The 19,690-nt window shown below is 41.4% G+C and carries 19 protein-coding genes; 14 read left to right on the top strand and 5 right to left on the bottom strand.

The annotated features are described in order from the left end of the window. Positions 1 to 51: 51 nt before the first annotated feature. Positions 52 to 1,743 (bottom strand): single-stranded-DNA-specific exonuclease RecJ, encoded by a 1,692-nt coding sequence (recJ, locus tag AC6JAD_RS06660; RefSeq protein ID WP_461304512.1) that lies wholly within the window; start codon positions 1,741 to 1,743, stop codon positions 52 to 54. Positions 1,744 to 1,950: 207 nt separating this feature from the next. On the opposite strand from recJ, the gene AC6JAD_RS06655 reads away from it, so the two are divergent. The 4 genes from AC6JAD_RS06655 (at position 1,951) to AC6JAD_RS06640 (ending at position 6,383) form a co-directional block, all read left to right on the top strand. After that, positions 1,951 to 2,142: a hypothetical protein gene (locus AC6JAD_RS06655; RefSeq protein WP_461304511.1), complete on the top strand. Its 192-nt coding sequence runs from the start codon at positions 1,951 to 1,953 to the stop codon at positions 2,140 to 2,142. Between the two features lie 12 nt (positions 2,143 to 2,154). Then, complete coding sequence (locus AC6JAD_RS06650) at positions 2,155 to 4,011, top strand: tyrosinase family protein (RefSeq protein WP_461304510.1); 1,857 nt, start codon at positions 2,155 to 2,157, stop codon at positions 4,009 to 4,011. A gap of 188 nt (positions 4,012 to 4,199) precedes the next feature. Continuing rightward, the gene (locus AC6JAD_RS06645) at positions 4,200 to 5,708 is read left to right on the top strand and encodes a T9SS type A sorting domain-containing protein (RefSeq protein ID WP_461304509.1); all 1,509 of its coding nucleotides are present in this window, start codon (positions 4,200 to 4,202) and stop codon (positions 5,706 to 5,708) included. An 84-nt stretch (positions 5,709 to 5,792) separates the two neighbouring features. Beyond that, positions 5,793 to 6,383, top strand: a complete 591-nt coding sequence (locus tag AC6JAD_RS06640; protein ID WP_461304508.1) for a carboxymuconolactone decarboxylase family protein — start codon at positions 5,793 to 5,795, stop codon at positions 6,381 to 6,383. A 50-nt stretch (positions 6,384 to 6,433) separates the two neighbouring features. On the opposite strand, the gene AC6JAD_RS06635 is transcribed toward AC6JAD_RS06640, so the two are convergent. From AC6JAD_RS06635 to AC6JAD_RS06620, 4 genes are read right to left on the bottom strand one after another with little or no spacing between them, the layout of a single operon-like run. Continuing rightward, entirely contained in the window at positions 6,434 to 7,006 is a 573-nt protein-coding gene (locus AC6JAD_RS06635) for a uracil-DNA glycosylase family protein (protein ID WP_461304507.1), read from the bottom strand. Then, positions 7,006 to 7,677: a 16S rRNA (cytidine(1402)-2'-O)-methyltransferase gene (gene rsmI / locus AC6JAD_RS06630; protein ID WP_461304506.1), complete on the bottom strand. Its 672-nt coding sequence runs from the start codon at positions 7,675 to 7,677 to the stop codon at positions 7,006 to 7,008. Before rsmI ends, AC6JAD_RS06635 begins: the two co-directional genes overlap by 1 nt. Positions 7,678 to 7,680: 3 nt before the next feature. Then, on the bottom strand, positions 7,681 to 8,034 hold the full coding sequence (locus AC6JAD_RS06625) for a DoxX family protein (protein WP_461304505.1): 354 nt from the start codon (positions 8,032 to 8,034) through the stop codon (positions 7,681 to 7,683). 19 nt (positions 8,035 to 8,053) lie between these two features. Next, on the bottom strand, positions 8,054 to 8,845 hold the full coding sequence (locus tag AC6JAD_RS06620; protein WP_461304504.1) for a DUF8457 domain-containing protein: 792 nt from the start codon (positions 8,843 to 8,845) through the stop codon (positions 8,054 to 8,056). A gap of 100 nt (positions 8,846 to 8,945) precedes the next feature. On the opposite strand from AC6JAD_RS06620, the gene AC6JAD_RS06615 reads away from it, so the two are divergent. The 10 genes from AC6JAD_RS06615 to AC6JAD_RS06570 all read left to right on the top strand — a co-directional run bounded on the left by AC6JAD_RS06615 (position 8,946) and on the right by AC6JAD_RS06570 (position 19,667). Beyond that, positions 8,946 to 9,587 (top strand): thymidine kinase, encoded by a 642-nt coding sequence (locus AC6JAD_RS06615; protein ID WP_461304503.1) that lies wholly within the window; start codon positions 8,946 to 8,948, stop codon positions 9,585 to 9,587. A gap of 15 nt (positions 9,588 to 9,602) precedes the next feature. Then, positions 9,603 to 10,715 (top strand): alanine racemase, encoded by a 1,113-nt coding sequence (alr, locus tag AC6JAD_RS06610; protein WP_461304502.1) that lies wholly within the window; start codon positions 9,603 to 9,605, stop codon positions 10,713 to 10,715. A 79-nt stretch (positions 10,716 to 10,794) separates the two neighbouring features. Further along, positions 10,795 to 11,202, top strand: a complete 408-nt coding sequence (gene mscL / locus AC6JAD_RS06605) for a large conductance mechanosensitive channel protein MscL (RefSeq protein WP_461304501.1) — start codon at positions 10,795 to 10,797, stop codon at positions 11,200 to 11,202. A gap of 132 nt (positions 11,203 to 11,334) precedes the next feature. Continuing rightward, on the top strand, positions 11,335 to 12,324 hold the full coding sequence (locus tag AC6JAD_RS06600) for an aspartate-semialdehyde dehydrogenase (RefSeq protein WP_461304500.1): 990 nt from the start codon (positions 11,335 to 11,337) through the stop codon (positions 12,322 to 12,324). Positions 12,325 to 12,391: 67 nt separating this feature from the next. Next, a complete protein-coding gene (locus AC6JAD_RS06595; RefSeq protein ID WP_461304499.1) occupies positions 12,392 to 12,793 on the top strand; it encodes a DoxX family membrane protein in 402 nt (133 codons plus the stop codon). A gap of 107 nt (positions 12,794 to 12,900) precedes the next feature. Further along, entirely contained in the window at positions 12,901 to 14,295 is a 1,395-nt protein-coding gene (locus tag AC6JAD_RS06590) for an Ig-like domain-containing protein (RefSeq protein ID WP_461304498.1), read from the top strand. A gap of 24 nt (positions 14,296 to 14,319) precedes the next feature. Continuing rightward, positions 14,320 to 15,918 (top strand): FG-GAP-like repeat-containing protein, encoded by a 1,599-nt coding sequence (locus AC6JAD_RS06585; protein WP_461304497.1) that lies wholly within the window; start codon positions 14,320 to 14,322, stop codon positions 15,916 to 15,918. A 95-nt stretch (positions 15,919 to 16,013) separates the two neighbouring features. Continuing rightward, complete coding sequence (locus AC6JAD_RS06580; RefSeq protein WP_461304496.1) at positions 16,014 to 16,391, top strand: DoxX family membrane protein; 378 nt, start codon at positions 16,014 to 16,016, stop codon at positions 16,389 to 16,391. Between the two features lie 89 nt (positions 16,392 to 16,480). After that, on the top strand, positions 16,481 to 18,643 hold the full coding sequence (locus tag AC6JAD_RS06575) for a prolyl oligopeptidase family serine peptidase (RefSeq protein ID WP_461304495.1): 2,163 nt from the start codon (positions 16,481 to 16,483) through the stop codon (positions 18,641 to 18,643). 88 nt (positions 18,644 to 18,731) lie between these two features. Continuing rightward, on the top strand, positions 18,732 to 19,667 hold the full coding sequence (locus tag AC6JAD_RS06570) for an ABC transporter ATP-binding protein (protein WP_461304494.1): 936 nt from the start codon (positions 18,732 to 18,734) through the stop codon (positions 19,665 to 19,667). The last annotated feature ends 23 nt before the right edge of the window (positions 19,668 to 19,690 follow it).

Here is a 19,690-nt window from a genome sequence, read left to right as displayed (position 1 = left end):
CCGTGTATTTGACCACAAATATACTTATTTAGAATAAATCTAAATAATAAATTACGATTTTATGTCCTTTAACCGCAACTGCAAACTTACCGTCCCCTGCCATTCATTCTCGTCAACCGTATATGCGATCTTAAATGGTTCGCCATTGCATGCGATATCGCTTTTATCACCAAGCCCAAAACCAATCCCTGTAATGGTTTGGGAGTTCCCCTGTTGCATCACCAGTCTTAAATGACTTCCGTCTTCCCCAACCCGCTTTCCATTGCCTGTGTCCGAAATATGGGTGCTCATAAAAACAGGTGTTCTATTCTCTGGACCGAAAGGAGCCAATTGTTTTAAGATTCTATAGAATTTTGGGCTTATATCCTTAAAATGAAGTTCTGCATCTATCGTGATTTCAGGATCCAGTAACTTAGGGTCTATCGTTGATCGTACGGTTTCCTCGAATGCGTTTTTGAACGTTTCGTAATTTTCCTCCTTTAAGGTCAATCCCGCTGCATATTTGTGACCTCCAAACTGTTCAATATGTTCGCTACAGTTTTCCAATGCTTTATATACATCGAAGCCCTTTACCGATCGAGCCGAGCCTGCAAGCGTATCACCGCTTTTGGTAAGGACTAAGGTGGGGCGGTAATAGGTCTCCGTAAGCCGGGAAGCCACAATTCCAATCACGCCCTTGTGCCACTCTTCATTATATACTACCGTGGTAAAACGATCTTCCTCTTTAAGCTCCTCAATTTGTTGCAAAGCCTCCGTAGTAATTCTCTTATCGGCTTCCTTTCTGTCGACATTGTATTGTTCAATCTCTGCCGCCCAAACCGCTGCCTTGTTTATATCACTCTCCACAAGTAACGTGACCGCATGATTTCCATGCTTCATGCGTCCCGCTGCATTAATGCGTGGTGCAATGATAAAAACGACATCGGTAATGGTGAGTTTTTTCTTTTTTACCTGTTTCAGAATGGCTTGAAATCCAATACGAGGGGCTTCATTGATAATCTGAAGTCCGTAATAGGCAAGTATTCTATTCTCTCCGATCATGGGAACAATATCGGCTCCAATGGCCGTAGCCACTAAATCCAAATACGGCGTAATCTCTTGGAAAGGTATTCCCCATTGGGATGCCAATGCCTGAATTAATTTAAATCCCACGCCACAGCCACATAGTTCTTTGTATGGATACGTGCAATCTTCCCTTTTAGGGTCTAAAACAGCAATTGCGCTAGGAATTTCGACCCCAGGCCGATGATGGTCACAAATAATAAAATCGATTCCCTTTTCGGAAGCGTACGCCACCTTGTCGATTGCTTTTATCCCACAATCCAATGCAATGATGAGACTGAAATCATTATCATCGGCAAAGTCGATCCCTTGATAGGAGACCCCATAGCCCTCTTCATACCTATCGGGAATGTAGGTGGCTATAGTTGGTGACAAAGTCTTTAAAAACGATGCTACCAGAGCAACGCTTGTGGTACCATCTACATCGTAATCGCCATACACCAATATATTTTCCTCGGAGCGAATCGCCTTTTCAATCCTCTCTACTGCCTTTCGCATATCCTTCATAAGAAAAGGGTCGTGCAAATCCTCCAACGAGGGCCGAAAGAATTTCTTTGCCTGCTCAAAATCTTCAATACCCCTTTGCACTAGTAAATTAGCTAGGATTGGGTCTATGGTAAGTTCGGTAGCTAGTTTGGTTACCTCCTCTTCAGAAGGCTTTGGTTTTAAATTCCAACGCATAATTCCATTTCATTGTACGTACAAATTACATGAATTCCTTTTTCCCTCAAAAGAATTCAAATCCTAAAAACAAAAAATCACCTCTAGATAAGAAATAAACTCCATGAAAAAGGGGCTTTTTCTGGTGCAGAAATAGTCTTTTACATGTTGATTATGAATTGTTTGGGTTCTATTTTTGGATCGAAGTAGGTTTCAAAAAACACCATTATGAAAAAAGTGAATTATAAAGGGCGAATAATCGAGATCGCAGAAAAGGAAGGAGACAGCCACAAAGCTCTTATAGACGGAAAAGAAGTCTTGGTGAATGAAAAGAATGGAAAATTTGGAATCTTTTACAATCAAAATCACGACACGGTAGAAGCTGCCTTGAAGGCTTTTATCGATACTCAAAGCCAATAAAAGAACCAGATTATGTACAGAAAAGATTTTACACAGCTCACGAGTACCGAAAGAACCGCCTTAGCAAACGCTTTTAATCAGTTATGGACTAATGGTACCATTCAGAACTACGCCAGTCTGCACAACATAAATTTTAATGGAGGTCAAATCCATTGGTGCCCTTCTTTTCTACCTTGGCACAGGGATTTTTTAAGAAAGCTTGAACTCGATCTACAAGCTGTAGATTCTAGCGTTACCTTACCTTATTGGGATTGGACGAGAGCCGATTCGCGGGATTTAGATGTTGGGGTATGGAAGTCCTTTTTTGGTGGTCGCAACAATACGGGAGGAGAATTTGATCATTGGAGTTATACAAGATCTAGTGGGACTGGAGGCAATGTATTGCCTTCACTTGGCGATATAGTTGACGAACTTAAGGAAACCAACTACTTCGAATATAGGAAGATGGAAACAGGGAGTCACCCTCCTGGACATACTTGGATAGGTGGCACCATGGCTACTGGAAACTCCCCCTTAGATCCATTATTCTTCTTACATCACTGCAATTTGGATAGACTATGGGCCGTTTGGCAACAGAACAATCCTGGGGCTGCACAATATGATGATGCGCTAAATACCAGTTCAGATATTAATCCAAATCCAAACGTGGTCGGGCTTAACGATTCCATGCAAGTGGGCACTACGGCCACTCCTAATAGTGTGTTGGACCATACATCCTTGGGATATTTATATGAAAGGGATATTTTGCTTGAGATTGCATGGTACGAAGCTGAAGGAACTGTAATTCAAACTGGCGATGCTAGATCCGCAAATCTATTTATTCGCGACTCCAATTCCGATATAGGAGCATATCCCAGTCCTATTCCACACTGGGAATCCCCTGACATTTGGGTAAGAAATAATGATCCCATAACACCTGGAGAGGATCCAAATGACGGACATCAACACCCCATCGTAAATCAGGTTAACTATTTATACGCAATTGTAAGAAACAATGGAAGCGCGCCCGCCAATAGTGTTTCGGTAGAAGCGTTCAATTGTGCCCCGGGAACCGGTATGATTTGGCCAACAGATTTCAATTCCATGGGGATTCTGAATGTTCCTGGAAGTATTCCTGTAGCTGGCGATGTACGCGTGGGCCCTTTCTTATGGACCCCAACCGTGTTGAATCATGAGTGCCTTATGGTAGTTGCCGACTCCATAGATGATCCAAATGATATCAGGATGTTTCACAGTCCGGAACCACATTGGAAACCCATTCGATTCGACAACAACGTTGGGCAGCGAAATGTGTCTCCTGTTACCGCATTTGCCGGAGGCCTAATAACAGAATCCATTCGCGTTCGTGGTTCTATTATTGAAACCATAAACGATTTCGAGCTGGATGCCACATCCTTCCCTCCCGATACCGAAATCACACTAAGAGTTCCCATTAGTATAACTGATGGAATTTCACTGGAAAACTTCGTCGAGATTAGCCAGAACTCCATATATATTACCTTTTTAATGAACGGTGGCACCACAGGGAAATTAAGGAACTTTACATTGGCTGCCAATGCAGATAAAAACTTCAAACTCAAAATTGATTTTTCTGTGAATGCCGAGCACGAAAAATTATACCCCATGGTGGCTACTCAAATACAGAATGGAGAAATCGCTGGTAGGATAACCTTCGATATTATGTCCATTAAGGATTCTGAAGATTATGTATTCGGAAATCCCAGAAGTCTAGAATTACATACGATTCACTGTCCTTTTTGGGAGGTGATTTCAGACAAAAATAAAATACCCTTTAAGGAGATTCAAGATGGTATTGATCGGGGATATAATGGCTGTGCTTTCTGTTTAAGCGAGCACGATACAGGTTAAATTTAAGAAACGTTGTGGGCATCACCCTCAAAATGAATATAAGTAGATAAGTTAAGTTTAGTTGATTTAGTCAAAAGCCGATAAGGGAATTAGCCCTTTCGGCTTTTCTTGGCTTAAATTCATAAATCCCGACTACGTTTTCTTAAAATTGCTAAAAAATAGGATTATCTTGTATGGAAATGAATTCTATGTTACCAAAATATGCAGCTTCTTTAATCCTATGCCTTGCCCTTACATTTTCATTAATAGCACAGGACGGAACGTTAGATGTTTCCTTTGGAAATGGAGGCGTTTTTGAACTGGAGGATACAAATACCGACGTCCGTGCTGGTGGAATAGCCCTTACCGAAGATCAAAAAATAATAGCGGTTGGCAATATCTCCGATGGTACTGACACTTACAACAGTATTTTAAGACTTAACAGCGACGGCTCGTTAGACACAACTTATGGGACGAATGGCTATACCCTAATACCTTTCGGGCCTTCATTGGCGAATAGGTATATAGAGGTTTTCATACAAGCTGATGGTAAAATTGTTGCTGCTGGGCATGTATTTGGTTCAGAAGATACTATTGTCATTTCAAGGTTTTTGCCGAACGGTTCTTTAGATACCTCATTTGGCGATTCCGGGCACATTATAATTGAGATTTCACCAATCCAATACTTCGGTTCCATTATATCATCGGAAAACTCTTTTTTTGTTACCGGTTTTAGTGGAACTTTAGATATGGAAATGAATTTATTGCTTGCCAAATATGACGCAGATGGTTCATTAGATCCTACATTTGGAAATGACGGTATTGTTCTCGAAGATTATGGCCCTGATTCCGTATGGTCACGAGAAGCTATCCTAGACGGTCTGGGCAACTTGTATATATGTGTAAATACCTCTCCAGCATTTCCAGATGATCCGTATCAAACACAAATATTAAAATACCAGCCGAATGGAGACATAGACACCTCCTTTGGGGAAAATGGAACATTGGTAATCGATACCAACGAAAGTTACACCCGAGGCACCATTCAATTTGATGGAGACGGAAAATTACTGGTCGCCTACACCAATGATAATGGAGATATTTTCTACAATCCTACCTTTATTAGCCGTTATTTGGAAAATGGTGATTTAGACCCCTCTTTCGGATATATGGGAATATCTGAGGTAGATTTCAATGCTTTAATCCCTAGAAAAATTATAGTGCAGCCCAATGGAAGGATCATCCTAGCAGGAAACCTAAGCGGATCGGAAGCAGGCACATTTGCCATTGCCCGTCTGTATCCCAATGGCAGTCCCGATATCTTTTTTGGCGACGGGGGAAAAGTCTCGGAATCTTTCGAAATGACAGACGTACTCTTGCAGGAAGATGGTAAATTACTAGGGTTTGGTCATACGTGGTGGTTTACCAATGAATTGAATTTCGTCTGGGCACGTTATAACAACGACCCCCTTAATGTAGCGGAATTCTCCAACAGCATAACGAGCATATCCCCTAATCCTTCTCAAGGAGAATTTGTCCTTCAATTTGAATCGGAATTAGCCCAAGAACTGCCCTACCAAATTGCTGATGTAACCGGGAAAATAGTTCAGGAAGGTTTTATTTCCGGATCAAAAAGTTCAATTGACCTCAGCAATACCCATAATGGAGTGTATTTCCTGAATATTGAAAATTCTACCTTCAAACTCATTAAGGAATAACCGTACCTAATTTCCTATTTTGTATCATCGGTTTTTCCATTGGGAAATCGTATTTTCGAGGCGCTTAAACATAAATACAAACCTATGCCTTTAGTAACTCCACTTTCTGCAGATCACGATTTAGAAACCAAAGAACTGGCCGAGTTTTTTAATGAAACCCTGGGCTTCTGCCCCAATAGTGTGCTTACCATGCAGCGCAGACCTGCTATAAGCAAAGCATTTATAAACCTAAACAAAGCTGTAATGGCCAATGAAGGCCGGGTAACTTCTGCTTTAAAGCGGATGATTGCTTGGGTAAGCAGCAACTCTACAGGATGTCGCTATTGCCAAGCGCACGCAATTCGAGCTGCCGAGCGCTATGGAGCCGAACAAGAACAGTTGGACAACATTTGGGAATACAGAACCCACCCTGCTTTTAACGATGCCGAAAGAGCTGCATTGGATTTTTCATTGCAAGCTTCCCAAGTGCCAAATCAGGTAGATGAAGAAATTAAAAGACGCTTGTACCAGCATTGGGACGAAGGGGAAATTGTAGAAATGTTAGGGGTAATTTCCTTGTTCGGATACCTAAACCGTTGGAATGACTCTATGGGAACCTCTATCGAAAATGGTGCCGTGGAAAGTGGCGAACAATATTTGGGCAAGCACGGGTGGAACAAAGGGAAACATCTTTAAAACGCAACTCAAAACGAACATATTAACGTCTTGAAATTCTCAAGGCGTTTTTATTTTAAAAGGGTAGAGACTTTTTCCCTAAGAACAGGAATTACCTCTGCCTCGAACCAATCATTTCGTTTCATCCATATCCTGTTTCGTGGTGAAGGATGGGGTAAGGGAAGATAATTGGGAAGGTATTCCGAATAATTCTGAACCGTTTCGGTAAGCGTTCTTTTAGCAGTCTCTTTCAAATAGTATTTCTGGGAATACATTCCAATAAGAAGGACCAGTTCAACTTTTGGCATTTTGGTGAGCAACACTTCATGCCATTGAGGGGCGCATTCAGGTCTTGGAGGTAAATCCCCACTTTTGCCTTTTCCAGGATAACAAAACCCCATGGGTACGATGGCAATATTTGAAGTATCATAAAAGACCTCGGGTGATATATCCAACCATCTTCGTAACTCTTTACCGCTGGCATCATCCCAAGGAATGCCCGAAGCATGTACCTTGGTACCTGGAGCCTGTCCAATAATGACTATCTTAGATTGAATGTTCCCTGTAACCACAGGCCTAGGGCCTAGTGGAAGGTGTTTTGCGCAAATGGTGCATTGTTTTATTTCGGAAAGTAAGTCGTCCATTATTTTTTGCCTTCTACCACAATAACCAGCTCCCCTTTAGGAGCTTTCTTTTCAAAATGGGCCCTTACTTCTTCTATGGTTCCCCGAAGGGTCTCTTCATGTAGTTTAGTCAATTCTCGGGATACAGATATACGGCGATCCACTCCAAAATGTTCGGAAAAGTGTCCAAGTGTCTTTACCAATTTATGAGGGGATTCATAAAAAATCATGGTTCTAGGTTCTTCTGCCAACAATTGAAGTCGGGTTTGTCTCCCTTTCTTTACAGGAAGGAACCCTTCAAAAACAAATCTATCATTTGGGAGACCACTATTTACCAAAGCTGGAACGAAGGCAGTGGCCCCGGGTAAACAATCTACCTCTATCCCTTCTTCTACACAAGCCCGGGCTAACAAAAACCCTGGGTCGCTTATGGCAGGAGTGCCTGCATCACTAATTAGCGCCGCCGTTTCACCTGTCTTAATGCGTTCCACGATTCCCTCCACCGTTTTATGTTCGTTATGCATATGATGCGAATGCATAGGGGTGGTGATATCGAAATGCTTCAATAGTTTCCCACTGGTGCGGGTGTCTTCGGCAAGAATAAAATCCACTTCCTGAAGTACCTCGACTGCACGGTAGCTCATATCCTTGAGGTTGCCAATGGGTGTGGGTACGAGGTATAATTTTCCCATACGTTAGTTTCGAACTTCCTTTCCAAAGAAATAGGAAAGCAATAAAAAAACAAGGGTGCCCAAGGTAAGGGTAACATCATCGCCCAACATATAATGTGCAAAAAATGCCAGAACCACATCGAAAAAGAATCCAGCATATGCCCATTCGGTGAGCCATTTGCTCTTGCGCCATAATACCATAATGACTCCTAGTACTTTTGCAACAGCTAGTGGTATGATTAAATAGGTTGGATAGCCAAGCCGCTCATAAAAGCCCTCTACCATTTCTGTATTGGTGAAATACATATTGGCAGAATAAAGCATTACTGCACATAATAATAGGGTGGCGACCCAATAAATAATCTTTTGAAGTTTCATGTTGGTTGGTCTATTTCTTCTAATTGAAGCTCTTCTCTATGATTTTCATAAAGCGCTTGGCCACATCTTCCTTGTTAAGCCAATAATTGTAATCAGGTTTTACTTTCCCCTTTATAAATGTTTCCGCTTCCTCAAAAGTTCCAAAGGTACTTATCTGAGATAGTACGCGCGTATAATCTTCAGATTTGCCATCGAAAAGGTGCTTTACGAAAGCCAATCGATCGTTCAAGCCAATCTGCAGTCCTTTTCCAACGGCCTCATTTATTGATTTCGGTCTATCCACATCGTTAGTGGTCACTTTTTCCTCAATTTCGGGAGCATTTTCCTCTTGGGTTTTGGTTTCAAAAACCGGCTTTACTTCGGTAGCCACATGGCCCTCCTCCTTACGCTCAAAAACGGGCATTTCCTGATAGGAAGATGCAAATTCTTCCAAGTCATTTTTATGGTACTCCTTCTTCGGCAAAACCTCTTCCAATAGTGCATCTACACTTTGGGTTTCTTCTGGCATTTGAGCCACGATGTCCTTAATTTTCTCGATGGCAGGTTCTACCAGTTCTTCCTTGTGTTCGGGTTGTGGTACGGGTATTGGCTCTTTGAACCAATTGTTTTCCCTATAGCTTTTAGAATCTAACGACTCTTCTGCAGAGTCTCCATCTTCTCCCAACAATTCAACTTCCACATACTCCAGCACAGTAAGCTTCTCAAAAAGCTCACGAGCCAGTTCTTTCATTTTTCGGGTATTGTTTTCGGAATTCTCAGAAAGGATTTGTGCGGCCAATTCCTTAATCTGTAACCGAAGTTTCTTCTTCATAACTTTTCCAATTAAAGTGCCTTCCTATTTTTTGTTTTGTTAAATTTACGCATCCTTTACGTAAACGTCAAAGTTTTACGTTTTATTCTGAAAGTAAGTTATGTTTCTCGAAAATACAGTAAACCAAAAGGAGCAATTTGGATGGATTGAAGTCATCTGTGGCTCCATGTTTTCGGGAAAAACCGAGGAATTGATCCGCCGCTTAAAGCGCGCCCAATTTGCTAGGCAAAAAGTTGAAATCTTTAAGCCTGCCGTCGATGTTCGTTACGACGAGGACAAAGTGGTTTCCCATGACAGTAATGAGATTAGATCCACTCCTGTACCTGCTGCAGCTAACATTCCGATATTGGCTGATGGCTGTGATGTGGTGGGTATAGACGAAGCCCAATTTTTTGATGATGAAATCGTAAAAGTGTGCAACGATCTAGCCAATCAAGGCCTTCGGGTAATTGTCGCCGGATTGGATATGGACTACAAGGGCAATCCTTTTGGCCCCATGCCAGCCCTTATGGCCACCGCAGAATACGTTACCAAAGTACATGCTGTTTGCACACGAACAGGAAACCTTGCCAATTATAGTTACCGAAAAGCCAATAGTGAAGACCTTGTACTCTTGGGAGAAACAGACGAATATGAACCCCTAAGCCGTGCAGCCTTTTACAAGGCACAATTGCGCGAAAAGGTTCGAAAAATGGATGTAAAGGATCCCGAGCAAATCACTCCAAAGAAAAGAGCCCAATAAGACCGATTCCCAAGTATGAGCAAAACGCAAGAAACCGTTCTCGAAATTCATCTCGACGCGCTAGCACATAATTACCATTTCCTTACCTCAAAATTAAAACCCAGAACCAAGGTAATGGGCGTGGTAAAAGCTTTTGGTTATGGTAGTGATGCTTGCGAGATTGCCAAGGAACTGGAACAATTAGGGATCGATTATTTTGCCGTGGCTTACACTAAAGAAGGTATCGCTCTCCGGGATGCAGGTATCACATTACCCATACTGGTGCTCCATCCACAGCCCATACACTTTGATTCCCTCATAGATCGTTGTTTGGAACCCGCTCTTTATAGTGCCCGCATTATGAAAGCCTTTATTGAAGTGGCAGAAAGAAAGCAACAAAAGGACTATCCTGTTCATATTAAATTCAATACAGGGTTAAACCGATTGGGCTTTTGGGAAAACGACACTTCATGGATTGAAGATCGACTCTCTGAAACTAAGGCTGTAAAAGTAAAGTCACTTTTCTCGCATTTGGCAGCAAGCGAGGATATGGATGAGAAGGCGTTCACCCTTCATCAAATTGCAAGTTTCAAGAATATCGCGGTAGACATGACTTCTCGTTTAGGGTATGCACCTTTGCTGCATCAGAGTAACACTTCCGCTATATTAAATTATCCAGAAGCGCAATTCGATGTAGTTAGAACAGGAATTGGACTGTATGGATATGGGAATTCTGAAGCTTATAATGCACAGCTACGACCTGTGGCTACCCTAAAGAGTATTATTTCCCAAATTCATATGATAGAACCTGGAGAAACCGTTGGTTACAACAGGGCCTTTAAGGCTCCTCATTTTGCCAAAACCGCTACCATTCCCATTGGACATGCAGATGGAATCTCAAGAAAACTAGGGAATGGCGTGGGTCATATTCTGGTTAATGGGCAAAAAGCACCCATCATAGGAAATGTATGCATGGACATGCTCATGATAGATATTACTGGAATTGATTGCAAGGAAGGAGATGGGGTAATTGTAATTGGCACCTTACAGCCTGCGAACGAATTAGCTGAAGCTATGGGAAGTATTTCCTATGAAGTACTCACTGCAATCTCTCAAAGGGTAAAGCGTGTTGTTTATCGAAAACGATAAGGGTAATTCCTACACATTGTTGTGAAAGCTAAAGCTTTTATGTAATTTGGGAGTTATTAACCCTCAAAACCAATCAGAAATGCTTAAAGAATTCAAAGAATTTATCATGACTGGCAATGTCATCGACCTAGCTGTAGCCGTAATTTTGGCAGGGGCAATCGGTGGTGTTGTTTCAGGATTTACCAATGACATAATGATGCCAATTATTGGCCATTTTACGGGAGGAATGGACTTTTCCGCCATGAAAATTATACTTGCGGAAGCGGTTGTCGCTGCAGATGGTTCCGTTACCACTCCAGAGAATGCCATTTTATGGGGTAAATGGGTAAATACGCTTATAAATTTAGTTATTGTCGGCTTTGTATTATTTATGATTGTAAAGGCTTACAACAAATCGAAGAAGAAGAAAGAAGAAGCTCCGGCTCCAGACCCAGGTCCTTCCGAGATTGACTTATTGACTGAAATTAGAGACGCGCTTAAAAAATAAGACGCAAAGCGACCGCTACACTACATATTTTAACAAAACCATCCTGTTTTTCGACAGGATGGTCTTTTTTTTCGTTGTAATTTTACAGGCCAATTTCATAAACATTTACATTTGATGGAAAACCGCCCAAAAATGAGAATAGCCGTTGTAGGTGCCACCGGAATGGTAGGCAGCGTAATGCTGAAATTGCTGGAGGAACGACATTTCCCCATAAAAGAAATGCTTCCCGTGGCTTCACAGCGATCTGTGGGTAGGGAAATTGTTTTCAAAGGAAAACTTCACAAGATTATTGGATTGCAGGACGCTATTGATGCAAAACCTGATATTGCCATTTTTTCTGCTGGAGGGAATACTTCTTTGGAGTGGGCTCCAAAATTTGCTGAGGCTGGTACCACGGTAATAGACAACTCTTCTGCTTGGCGCATGGATCCTAATAAGAAATTGGTAGTCCCCGAAATCAATGCAAACTTGCTTACCAAGGATGATAAAATTATTGCCAACCCAAACTGTTCTACCATCCAAATGGTCATGGCTTTAGCTCCATTGCATAAAAAATACCAAATGAAGCGCGTGGTGGTTTCTACTTACCAGTCTGTTTCAGGAACAGGTGTTAAGGCGGTGAAGCAATTGGAAAATGAAATTACGGGACAACGGGGAGAAATGGCGTATCCATACCCCATTCATAAAAATGCCTTACCCCATTGCGATGTTTTTGAAGCTAACGGCTATACCAAAGAAGAGATGAAACTAGCACGGGAACCTCAAAAAATATTGGATGACCGTACTTTCTCGGTTTCTGCAACAGCAGTTCGTATTCCCACAGCTGGAGGTCATAGCGAAGCTGTGAATGTAGAGTTCCGAAATGATTTCGATCTTAAGGAAGTTCGCCAAATCCTTCATGCTACGCCTGGCGTAACTGTTCAGGATAACCCAGATACCAACACCTATCCCATGCCCATATATGCTCATGATAAGGATGAGGTTTTTGTGGGGAGATTGCGAAGGGATGAAACCCAGCCCAACACACTTAACCTTTGGGTGGTAAGTGATAACCTGCGAAAAGGGGCTGCTACCAATGCCATTCAGATCGCAGAATATCTGTTGCACCACGAATTGGTCTAAGGTATTGAATTGTAAGTGTTTTTGAAAAGCTGCGTCTAATCGCCCATAACCATTTCAAAAAACAACAATGAAAATCTTTCACATCATTTTACGCGTAGGGCTAGGAATTATGCTTTTGGCTTTTGGCTTCAATAAATTCTTCTGGTTTTTGCAGGACTTCAATTTCGATGGATTCCCTGTAGCAGAGCATCTCTTTGACACCTTGCGTTATTCATCCCATGAAGAAACTTCAGGGCAAGGCTACATTATGCACCTTGTTGGGCTCACAGAAGTGGTCGTTGGCCTTCTATTGGTAATTAAAAAATGGGTGCCTTTTGCCTTGGTCATGCTTGTCCCAATTTCAATAAACATTGTGTTGTTTCATGCCTTCGTAAATTTACCCAACATTGGACCTGCCATTTTGGTGGCACTTATCAACGCATATTTATTATATAAGCATTGGGATCATTACCGTCCCCTTTTCTCATAAAATTCCCACAAATTCTTATGTAAAGGCTTGTAAACAAAAGTTTTTAGTACTTTTAGGGGATTCTATTTCGAATCCCTTTTTAATAAAAAATTGTTTACAAGCTAATTATGAAAAGAATTTGCCTACGATTCTTTGGATTGTTATCCCTTACTGTTTTGCTTTTTAGTTGCGATAAAGACGATGGAAGTGGAGGTGATGACTATGTCCCTTTAACCATTACCACACAACCCGACAGCGCTGAAGTATTTCAGAATGCAACAGTGGATATCGCCATTTTTTCTAATGACATCAATGTTCCAACAGATGGACAACTGGCTTTAAGCTCCCCTTCTTCGGGAAGCGCTACCATTTTAGACAATGGCACACCTTCCAATGCCTCAGATGACTTGGTTAGATACACCCCAAGCGATACCTTCTCTGGCAATGTCACCTTTCAATATACTATATGCGATGTGAATGGCGAAAGTTGTGAGACCGAAACGGTAACCATAAACGTATTACCCATTTCACCAGTGGTTCTGGATATTGATGCCATTCCATACCCCAAACTTTCCGATTATAATTTCTTTGAAGGAAATATGGCAGACCACACACCCGTTTACGGTGTGCTCCCTTACGAACCGACCAGTACTTTGTTTACAGATTACGCAAAAAAGAAACGCTTTGCCTGGATGCCCATGGGCACCTCAGCTTCCTATGTAAGCGATAGTGATTTATTGGATTTTCCTGTAGGTTCTGCACTTATTAAAACATTTTACTATGAAAATGTGCAGCCAGGAAATACGACACAAATAATAGAAACCCGTTTACTTATTAAGAAATCGGATGGCTGGATCACGGCAGATTACATTTGGAATGATGCCCAAAGTGAAGCGGATTTAGATACTACAGGAGATGGCGGATTTGTGGATATAACATGGCTGCAAGATGGTGTAGAAAAATCGACCAATTACCGTATTCCCGCAGATAGCCAATGTTTTACTTGTCACAAAGCCGACTTTGCCAATGCGCCCATCGGTTTAAAGCCACAAAGCTTGGATTCCGACTACAGCTTCGATGACGGTGTACAGAACCAAATTCAGAAATGGATGGATGTGGGCTACTTAACAGGCACTGTTCCTGCAACCATAAATGGCGTTGTAGACTATAATGACACTTCGCAGCCCATAGATTTAAGGGTTCGTTCTTATTTCGATATTAACTGCGCTAGTTGCCATAGTGATGAAGGACATTGTAATTATCGCGCAGTACGATTTGCCTTCAACGAAACCGAAGATCCCCTTAAAATGGGTGTGTGCGATACACCACAAACCCCTATTCCCGGATACGACAACAGTAAAATTGTTACCCCAGGTGATCCGGACGATTCCGTCCTGTTTTTTAGGATGAGTACCATAGAAGAACAATACAGAATGCCCTTGTTGGGCAGAACTATACAACACGAAGAAGGTGTTGCTTTAATTGAGGAATGGATCAATTCCTTATCAGAAAATTGTAATTAATCAACTATTGAATCTATTAGTATCATGAAAAAAATTATTCTATTAGGAGCACTTTTGACAGCCTTCCCTTTGATGGCGCAAGATGTATCCTTTTCAACACAAGGAATTGCGACCATTGGTTCGTATAGCCGCACAATGGTGGATATGAACGGAGACCATTTAGACGATATTGTTTCGGTTTCCAGTAACAACATTCAAATATTCTTTCAGCAGGAAGACGGTTCGTTCGACATGACTAACATCACTACGACCAATGCTGACAATCTTCCTTCATGGAGTCTTGCTGCCGCAGATTATGACCGTAATGGGTACACCGATCTTTTATATGGAGGTGGAAACGGGGTTACTTTCATGCGAGCAAGCGATGATGGAACTACGTACACGGAAATCTCTGGAAGCGAATACGTGTTTTCACAGCGTTCCAATTTTGTGGACATAAATAATGATGGACATTTGGATGCATTTGTCTGCCATGATGTGGAGCCTAACGTATACTACATAAATGATGGAGATGGAAACTTGACTCACTTTCAAGGTGGATTAGGGGATTACCCAAGTGGTGGTCACTATGGTTCCGTTTGGATCGATTATGATAACGACCGTGATGTAGATTTGTTCATCGCCAAGTGTGGTGGATCTTCTGATCGACGTGATAACGAACTTCACAATAACAATGGTGACGGCACCTTTTCTGAAATTGGAGCCATTGTAGGTTTAGAAGACGATATGCAAACTTGGTCTTCTGCTTGGGCAGATTATGACAATGATGGAGATATGGATGCATGGGTAGGAGCTAGTAGTTTAGGCGATGGTTTCCACCGTTTAATGCGTAACAATGGTGATGGTACATTTACCGATGTAATTACAGGATCTGGATTGGAAGGATTTACAAGTACCGACATCGAAAATGCTACACACGACTTTAACAACGACGGTTATGCAGATATTGCCAGTGCAAATACCATTCTATATGGAAATGGAGACTTAACCTTTACGGTAAGTGTTACCCCAAATTTCATTAATGGTGCATTCGGGGATGCTAATAACGATGGATTTGTAGATGTATTCTTGGGAAGTACTATTCATTTTAACAATGGGAACTCCAATAACTGGTTAAAAGTATATACAGTTGGTACCGAAAGTAATGTAGACGGTCTTGGGGCACGTGTAGAAATCACTTCGGCCTTAGGAACACAAATGAGGGATGTGCGTAGTGGAGAAGGTTTTGGAGATATGAGCAGCATGAACACTCACTTTGGACTGGGAACGGACGAAACAGTAGATATTACTGTTTATTGGACTTCTGGTATCATAGATATTGTGGAAGGCGTAGAGGCCAATCAGGCTATCGAAATCGTGGAAGGAACTACCTTAGGGTTTGATGATACACTAGTAGACAATCTAATTCTGTATCCTAACCCAACCTCAGACATCCTTAATTTAGGAACTGTGACCGAATTTGACAATCCAATCTATACCATTTTCGATATCAATGGGAGACGTGTGGCAAATGCCAAATTAGAATCAGAGTCTATAGATGTTACCCGTTTAGCGCAAGGAAACTATATCTTACGTGTTTTCGATAACAATACAATCAAAACACAGCGCTTCATTAAAAAATAATACAGGGTTGTAAACTCCTGTGCCTGAACACCGCTTCAAAGTTTTTGAGCGGTGTTTTTTTGTATATTTAGAGGACATCAACAACCTCCAGACTTATGAATTCCACATTTACAACCATCCTTCGTGTCGTACTCGGTTTATGCCTTCTAATATTTGGCATGAACAAATTTTTTGATTTTATACACATGTTCGAAATGCCTCCAGCTGCAGCTAATTTTTTAGAATCCCTAAGAAGCACAGGGTATGTCTTCTATTTGGTAGCCATCTTGGAAATTGGTGTGGGTATACTGCTCATTCTAAAAAAATGGGTGCCTTTCGCACTTATAGTATTAGCACCTATATCCATAAATATTCTGTTATTCCATGTATTCTTGAATATCTCCGGGTCCTTGGTTGCGATCCTCATCGTGGTGTGCAATATTATTTTAATCTATAAATACTGGAAAGCCTATCGACCCCTATTTCAATATTAATGAAGTACAGAAGTATTCTAACACAACCCTAACATATTTAGGGCTAATAATTACGTATTTTTAACGTCGTTAAATTCCATCCAAAAAAAATGAAACAGTTATTTTTATCCCTAATCGCACTTACCCTTTTGCATTCTTGTGCGGAAACCGAAAAAAAAGATCCTATTGTTGTGACCTATCATAAGACCAAGAAAGTGGATACCGTAGACACTTATTTCGGTACCGATGTAAAAGACCCTTACCGATGGCTAGAAGATGACATGAGTGAAGAAACCGGTGAATGGGTAAAGTCCCAGAATGCCGTCACATTTGGATATTTAGATTCGATCCCTTTTAGAAAAGAATTGAAAGACCGCCTTTCTTCCCTTTGGAACTACGAAAAGGTAGGATCTCCTTTCAAAGAAGGTGGCTATACCTATTTTTACAAAAACGATGGGCTACAAAACCAGTATGTCATTTACCGCTATAAAACCGGAGAAGACCCAAGCACTGCTGAAGTATTTCTGGATCCAAACACCTTTGACGAGGAAGGAACAACCTCCTTGGGAGGCCTTACTTTTTCGGAGGATGGAAAAACGTCCGCCTATAGTATTTCTGAAGGCGGTAGTGATTGGCGTAAAGTATTGGTCATGAATGCAGAAACCAAGGAGATTATTGAAGACACCTTGGTAGATGTAAAGTTTAGTGGCCTTTCCTGGAAAGGCAATGAAGGGTTCTATTATTCTAGCTACGATAAGCCTAAAGGAAGTGAGCTTTCGGCCAAGACAGATCAGCATAAACTGTACTATCATAAATTAGGCACCCCACAAACGGATGACGCATTGGTATATGGAGGAACAGAAGAAGAAAAGCATCGATATGTAGGTGGATATGTAACGGAAGACAACAAATATTTAGTGGTTACGGCGAGTGTATCTACTTCTGGTAATAAGTTATTCATTAAAGATCTGGAAAACACAGAAGGTGCATTCGTTACTGTTTTAGATCATACGGACAGTGATACATATGTGATGGAAAATGAAGGATCTACCCTTTACCTAAGTACCAATCTAGATGCCCCTAATAAAAAGATTGTAAAAGTAGATGCCTCCAATCCTACGCCAGAAAACTGGGTAGATTTTATTCCAGAAACCGAACACGTGTTGAGCCCGTCTAGCGGTGGAAAGTACTTTTTCGCTGAATATATGGTTGATGCCGTTTCAAAAGTGCTGCAGTATGATTTTGAGGGCAACATGATTCGGGAAATCGAACTTCCCGGTGTTGGTAGTGCCGGTGGTTTTGGTGCCAAGAAAAAAGAAACGGAACTATATTATTCCTTCACAAATTATGTAAATCCATCCACGATTTACAAGTTCGATATGGATAGCGGAAAGTCTGAACTCTATCGAAAATCAAAAATCGATTTCAATCCTGAGGACTACGAAAGCAATCAGATTTTCTATACATCCAAAGATGGAACAAAAGTTCCTATGATTATTACCCATAAAAAAGGAATTGAAATGAATGGTAAGAACCCCACCATACTCTACGGATATGGAGGGTTCAACATTTCCTTGACCCCAAGTTTTAGCATTGCAAATGCAGTATGGATGGAGCAAGGAGGAATCTATGCAGTACCCAACTTAAGGGGTGGTGGTGAATATGGAAAAGAATGGCATAATGCAGGAACACAAATGAACAAGCAAAATGTGTTTGATGATTTTATCGCCGCAGCCGAATATTTAATTGAAAATAACTATACATCCAGAGATTACTTGGCAATTCGCGGAGGTTCTAATGGTGGGCTTTTAGTAGGAGCTACGATGACGCAGCGACCAGATCTTATGAAAGTTGCATTACCTGCTGTTGGAGTACTGGATATGTTACGCTACCATACATTTACCGCAGGTGCTGGATGGGCATATGACTACGGAACTGCCGAGCAAAGCGAAGAAATGTTCGAATATCTAAAAGGATATTCTCCCGTTCACAATGTAAAAGCAGGAACTAGCTATCCCGCTACGCTGGTGACCACAGGTGATCATGATGACCGCGTAGTGCCCGCGCACAGTTTCAAATTTGCTGCAGAACTTCAGGAAAAGCAAGCCGGTCCTAACCCAGTCCTTATTCGAATAGAAACAGATGCAGGGCATGGTGCCGGAACTCCTGTGGCAAAAACCATCGAACAATATGCAGATATTTTCGGGTTTACCCTGTTCAATATGGGGTATGAAGTACTTCCGGAAAAGGTGAATAGCCAGATTAAGGAATAGATTTCGTTTATAATAAAAATATAAGGTTGTCTTATTGAGCATACTTCAAGCATCTCAAAAGACAACCTTTGTTCTTTTGCAATAACATATGCTGCACGTACATATCTCCTCTTTTGCATACGATGAAATCCAAATCCTTGGAGACGTCACATTTTCATTGAAGAAAGGTGAGCATATGGCGGTTCTTGGAGAAAGCGGATGTGGAAAATCGACATTGCTTCATATTATTTACGGATTACTTCATCTAGAACATGGTTCTCTTTCGTGGGATTCCAAACCACTGTTAGGACCAAGACACAATCTCATTCCAGGGGAGCCATTTATGAAATTGGTGGAACAAGAGTTTAATGTGATGCCTTTCATTACGGTAGCGGAGAACATTGCTACGCACCTTAGCCGTTTGGATACAGCAAAAGATGAGCAAAGGGTAGCGGAGTTGTTGGAAGTGGTAGACCTGAAAGCACATAAAGATCGTATGGTAAAAGACCTAAGCGGGGGGATGAAACAGCGTGTAGCTTTGGCCAAAGCCTTGGCAAAGGAACCCGAATTACTATTGTTGGATGAACCCTTCAGCAACATCGATACTTTCAGAAAAAATAAGCTAAGAAGAACCCTGTTCCATTACTTGAAGGAGAAAAATATTAGCTGTATTACGGCCACTCATGATAGCGAGGAAGCATTGGCTTTCTCCGATATATTACTTATACTTCAAGATGGGAAAACCGCAGCCTACGGTGCTCCCAAAACAATCTACAATGCCCTTCCCTCTACTTTTGTGGGTCGTTTCTTCGGAGAGGTCACGGCAATTCCTCCGGGAATCTTTTCTAAGGAAAAACAAATCCTACTTCCACATCAATTGGGCATCACAAATAGTGACTCTCCTATTAAAGTAATGGTAGAGCAAAGCTATTTTAAGGGAGACCATTACCTTGTAAAAGCCAAGTGGAATGAAAACGATGTGTTTTTTAATCACAAAGAATCCCTAGGCCCTGGCTTTATATGCTTTTTGCAAAAAATCCAGTAAATTGTAAGAATAATTTTATTCCC

The organism is Aureisphaera sp. (assembly GCF_059726885.1).
Note: the sequence above shows the minus strand (reverse complement) of the source record. Positions and strands in the feature narration are given on the sequence as shown.

What these genes read in the sequence shown, in the direction of transcription:
- recJ (WP_461304512.1), bottom strand. Translation starts at nt 1,743, where the DNA reads ATGCGTTGGAATTTAAAACCAAAGCCTTCTGAAGAGGAGGTAACCAAA.
- AC6JAD_RS06655 (WP_461304511.1), top strand. Translation starts at nt 1,951, where the DNA reads ATGAAAAAAGTGAATTATAAAGGGCGAATAATCGAGATCGCAGAAAAG.
- AC6JAD_RS06650 (WP_461304510.1), top strand. Translation starts at nt 2,155, where the DNA reads ATGTACAGAAAAGATTTTACACAGCTCACGAGTACCGAAAGAACCGCC.
- AC6JAD_RS06645 (WP_461304509.1), top strand. Translation starts at nt 4,200, where the DNA reads ATGTTACCAAAATATGCAGCTTCTTTAATCCTATGCCTTGCCCTTACA.
- AC6JAD_RS06640 (WP_461304508.1), top strand. Translation starts at nt 5,793, where the DNA reads ATGCCTTTAGTAACTCCACTTTCTGCAGATCACGATTTAGAAACCAAA.
- AC6JAD_RS06635 (WP_461304507.1), bottom strand. Translation starts at nt 7,006, where the DNA reads ATGGACGACTTACTTTCCGAAATAAAACAATGCACCATTTGCGCAAAA.
- rsmI (WP_461304506.1), bottom strand. Translation starts at nt 7,677, where the DNA reads ATGGGAAAATTATACCTCGTACCCACACCCATTGGCAACCTCAAGGAT.
- AC6JAD_RS06625 (WP_461304505.1), bottom strand. Translation starts at nt 8,034, where the DNA reads ATGAAACTTCAAAAGATTATTTATTGGGTCGCCACCCTATTATTATGT.
- AC6JAD_RS06620 (WP_461304504.1), bottom strand. Translation starts at nt 8,845, where the DNA reads ATGAAGAAGAAACTTCGGTTACAGATTAAGGAATTGGCCGCACAAATC.
- AC6JAD_RS06615 (WP_461304503.1), top strand. Translation starts at nt 8,946, where the DNA reads ATGTTTCTCGAAAATACAGTAAACCAAAAGGAGCAATTTGGATGGATT.
- alr (WP_461304502.1), top strand. Translation starts at nt 9,603, where the DNA reads ATGAGCAAAACGCAAGAAACCGTTCTCGAAATTCATCTCGACGCGCTA.
- mscL (WP_461304501.1), top strand. Translation starts at nt 10,795, where the DNA reads ATGCTTAAAGAATTCAAAGAATTTATCATGACTGGCAATGTCATCGAC.
- AC6JAD_RS06600 (WP_461304500.1), top strand. Translation starts at nt 11,335, where the DNA reads ATGAGAATAGCCGTTGTAGGTGCCACCGGAATGGTAGGCAGCGTAATG.
- AC6JAD_RS06595 (WP_461304499.1), top strand. Translation starts at nt 12,392, where the DNA reads ATGAAAATCTTTCACATCATTTTACGCGTAGGGCTAGGAATTATGCTT.
- AC6JAD_RS06590 (WP_461304498.1), top strand. Translation starts at nt 12,901, where the DNA reads ATGAAAAGAATTTGCCTACGATTCTTTGGATTGTTATCCCTTACTGTT.
- AC6JAD_RS06585 (WP_461304497.1), top strand. Translation starts at nt 14,320, where the DNA reads ATGAAAAAAATTATTCTATTAGGAGCACTTTTGACAGCCTTCCCTTTG.
- AC6JAD_RS06580 (WP_461304496.1), top strand. Translation starts at nt 16,014, where the DNA reads ATGAATTCCACATTTACAACCATCCTTCGTGTCGTACTCGGTTTATGC.
- AC6JAD_RS06575 (WP_461304495.1), top strand. Translation starts at nt 16,481, where the DNA reads ATGAAACAGTTATTTTTATCCCTAATCGCACTTACCCTTTTGCATTCT.
- AC6JAD_RS06570 (WP_461304494.1), top strand. Translation starts at nt 18,732, where the DNA reads ATGCTGCACGTACATATCTCCTCTTTTGCATACGATGAAATCCAAATC.